The 3,316-nt window shown below is 69.9% G+C and carries 3 protein-coding genes and 1 pseudogene; 3 read left to right on the top strand and 1 reads right to left on the bottom strand.

Translation table 11 applies throughout. From position 1 onward, the window contains the following. Positions 1 to 468: pseudogene (locus VHK87_RS01320) on the bottom strand (cobalamin biosynthesis protein CbiG); the annotation flags it as partial. A gap of 159 nt (positions 469 to 627) precedes the next feature. Between VHK87_RS01320 and VHK87_RS01315 the strand changes: the two are divergent. From VHK87_RS01315 to VHK87_RS01305, 3 genes are all read left to right on the top strand, one after another. Beyond that, the gene (locus VHK87_RS01315) at positions 628 to 1,551 is read left to right on the top strand and encodes a Gfo/Idh/MocA family oxidoreductase (protein ID WP_329633093.1); all 924 of its coding nucleotides are present in this window, start codon (positions 628 to 630) and stop codon (positions 1,549 to 1,551) included. Positions 1,552 to 1,586: 35 nt separating this feature from the next. Then, complete coding sequence (locus VHK87_RS01310; protein WP_329633092.1) at positions 1,587 to 2,093, top strand: glutathione peroxidase; 507 nt, start codon at positions 1,587 to 1,589, stop codon at positions 2,091 to 2,093. 174 nt (positions 2,094 to 2,267) lie between these two features. Continuing rightward, on the top strand, positions 2,268 to 3,316 hold a 1,049-nt coding region (locus VHK87_RS01305; protein WP_329633091.1), incomplete at its 3' end, for a dihydroxy-acid dehydratase.

Genomic DNA, 3,316 nt, shown 5'->3' with positions numbered 1-3,316 from the left:
CGCGTGCGGGCGCACCCGCTTGGGCTGCAGGGTGGTCAGCGTGTCCTTGGGCGGGCAGCCCCAGAACGGGAAGGGGCCGCCGGTCAGCCGCCGGTTGATCTCCGCGCCGACCCCAAACCGATTGTTGGTGTTGTCGGCCTTATCCTTGACCATCTTGTCCAGCTGGTCCCAGACCGCGCGCCAGGGCGTCTCGCCCTTCAGCTTCAGCGCCTCGGCGAAGCCGCGCGGGAAGCCCAGCGGGAAGTCGAAGCCGACCAGCGCCCGCTCGCCCCGCTTCTTCAGGTCGTCGAGAATGGCCGCGAGCCGCTTCTCCGCCTCCGCCCGCGTCGGCGGGTTGAAGGATTCGAACGTCATGCGGAACCGCACGTCGCGCTTCAGCACGCCGATCCAGACGGAGTCGGCCCCCGTGGACGGCTTGGCCGCCGCGCTCCAGTCGACGATCACGAAGGCGCTGAAAAGGCGCGCCACGGCAGGCTCCCGGTCAGGTGGATGGCCGGGCATTTAACCCGCCATTGGACAACGGGCCAACGCTTCCGGCGGTTCAGTCGGTCTGGTGCTGCAAGAGCCACGGCGGGTGGCGCTTCGGGCGCCCTTTGTGTAAGGCGCGCCCACTGGCCGGAGCGACTCATGAGCAGACCATTGCGGGGCGGCGTGATCGGCGCCGGGGTGTTCGGCGGCCACCACGCGCGCAAGTACGCCAGCCTGCCCGGCAGCGAACTGGCCGCCGTCTACGACCCGCACCCCGAGCGCGCCGCCGCCCTGGCCGAACCGCTCGGCGGCCGCGCCGCCGCCACCCTCGAGGAGTTCCTTGAGGCCGTGGATGTGGTCACCGTCGCCTCGCCCGCCACCCATCACGCTCAGCAGGCGCTGGCCGCGTTGCGGGCCGGCAAGCCGGTCTATGTGGAAAAGCCCATCGGCATCTCGCTGGACGACGCCGACAAGATCATCGCCGAGGCGGAGCGGCGCGGCCTGGTGGTCGCCGTCGGCCACCAGCAGCGGGTGGTCTTCCAGGCCATGGGCCTGTTCGACATCCCCGAGCAGCCGCTTCGCCTGGAGGCGCTGCGCCACGGCCCGCCGTCGGAGCGCAGCTTGGACGTTTCGGTGGTGCTCGACCTGATGGTTCATGACCTGGACCTGGCGCTGGCGCTCACCAAGGCCGAGGCGGTCGCGGCCGAGGCCGAGGGCGAGATCGACTTCAGCGGCGGCTGGGACACCGCCCGTGCCGAGATCACCTTCGACGACGGCTTCACCGCCATCTTCGACGCCTCCCGCCGCGCCGAGGCCTTCAAGCGGACGATGCGCATCGTCTATCCCTCCGGCGAAGTGGAAGTGGACTTCCTGACCCACGCCTTCCGCAACACCACGCCCTATCCGCTGAACCCCGATTACGACGACACCCCGGCCGCCAAGGACCAGCTGGCCGCCAGCGTCGAGGGTTTCCTCAAAGCAGTGCGCGGCGAGGCGGCCCGGCCCATTGTCACCGCCGTCGAAGGGGCCCGCGCCCTGGACCTGGCGCTGGCGGTGGAACAGGCGTTGGAAGCCGGCCGCTGACGGCCTAGGGTTTTCCTCCAGCGATGGAGGATCCCATGACCGACAAGGGCAGCGCCTACGACTTCACCTTCACCACGATCGACGGCCAGCCGCTGCCGATGAGCACCTTCCAGGGCAAGGCGGTGCTTGTGGTGAACACAGCCTCCAAATGCGGGCTGACGCCCCAGTACGAGGGCCTGCAGGAGCTTTATTCCGGCATGAAGGCGGAGGGCCTGGTGGTCCTCGGCGTGCCTTGCAACCAGTTCGCCGGCCAGGAGCCGGGGACCGAGGAAGAGATCCAGAGCTTCTGCCACACCAACTTCGACGTCGACTTCCCGATGACCTCTAAGGTCGAGGTGAAGGGGGAGGGGGCTCACCCCTTCTACCGCTGGGCCAAGGAACGCCTGGGCGACGAGGCCGAGCCGGTCTGGAACTTCCACAAGATCCTGATCGGCCCCGACGGCCAGCCGGTGAAGGCCTTCGGTCCCCGCACCGAGCCCAAGGACGATCAGGTCAAGGACGCCATCGCCGCCGCCCTCCGCTCCAGCGCCGCGGCGTTCTGAGGAGGCTTTCCCTCCCCTTCATGGGGAGGGTGGTCCCGAAGGGACTGGGTGGGGGAGTCACGAACTGCGCCGTCGGCGGCCGGCCAGCGCCTAGCGCCCTCGGAACTCCCCCACCCGTCCCGTCGCTTCGCTCCGGCCCACCTCCCCACGAAGGGGCGGCAAGGAGGACTTCGAATGCACCGCAAACCCGACGGCGGCTGGGACAAGTCTCGCCTGCCCAGCCGGCACGTCACCGAGGGCCCCGCCCGGGCGCCCCATCGCAGCTACTATTACGCCATGGGTCTGGGCAGTCGGGAGATCGCCCAGCCCTTCGTCGGCGTGGCCTCCTGCTGGAACGAGGCGGCGCCCTGCAACACCGCCCTGATGCGCCAGGCCCACGCGGTCAGCCAGGGCGTGAAGGCGGCCGGCGGCACGCCGCGCGAGTTCTGCACCATCACCGTCACCGACGGCATCGCCATGGGCCACGAGGGCATGCGCTCCAGCCTCGTCAGCCGCGAGGTGATCGCCGACTCCGTCGAGCTGACGATCCGCGGCCACAGCTACGACGCCCTGGTCGGCGTCGCCGGCTGCGACAAGTCCCTGCCGGGGATGATGATGGCCATGCTGCGGCTCAACGTGCCCAGCGTCTTCCTCTACGGCGGCTCGATCCTGCCCGGCTGCTGGAAGGGCCGGGACGTGACCGTCCAGGACGTCTTCGAAGGCGTCGGCCAGCACTCGGCCGGCAACATGACCGAAGAGGAGCTGACCGACCTGGAGCAGCACGCCTGCCCGGGCGAGGGCGCCTGCGGCGGCCAGTACACGGCCAACACCATGGCCTGCGTCTCCGAAGCCATCGGCCTGGCCCTGCCGCTCTCCTCGGCCCTGCCGGCGCCCTACGAGAGCCGCGACGCCTACGCTGTCGCCTCCGGCGAGGCGGTGATGCGGCTCATTGAGCAGAACATCCGCCCGCGCGATATCTGCACCCGCAAGGCCTTCGAGAACGCGGCCGTGGTCATCGCCGCGACCGGCGGCTCCACCAACGGCGGCCTGCACCTGCCGGCCATGGCCCACGAGTGCGGCATCGAGTTCACCCTGCGCGATTTCGCCCAGATCTGCGACCGCACGCCCTACATCGCCGACCTCAAGCCCGGCGGCCGGTTCGTCGCCAAGGAGATGGGTGAGGCGGGCGGCGTGCCGATGCTGCTCAAGACCCTGCTGGAGGGCGGCTACCTGCACGGAGACTG

Source organism: Phenylobacterium sp. (genome assembly GCF_036263695.1).
In the GTDB taxonomy this organism is placed as follows: Bacteria; Pseudomonadota; Alphaproteobacteria; order Caulobacterales; family Caulobacteraceae; genus Phenylobacterium.
The sequence above is the reverse complement of the archived record's forward strand: the minus strand, read 5'-3'. Positions and strand labels throughout refer to the sequence as shown.

Coding starts and splice junctions, on each gene's coding strand:
- VHK87_RS01310 (WP_329633092.1), top strand. CDS start 1,587: ATGACCGACAAGGGCAGCGCCTACGACTTCACCTTCACCACGATCGAC.
- VHK87_RS01315 (WP_329633093.1), top strand. CDS start 628: ATGAGCAGACCATTGCGGGGCGGCGTGATCGGCGCCGGGGTGTTCGGC.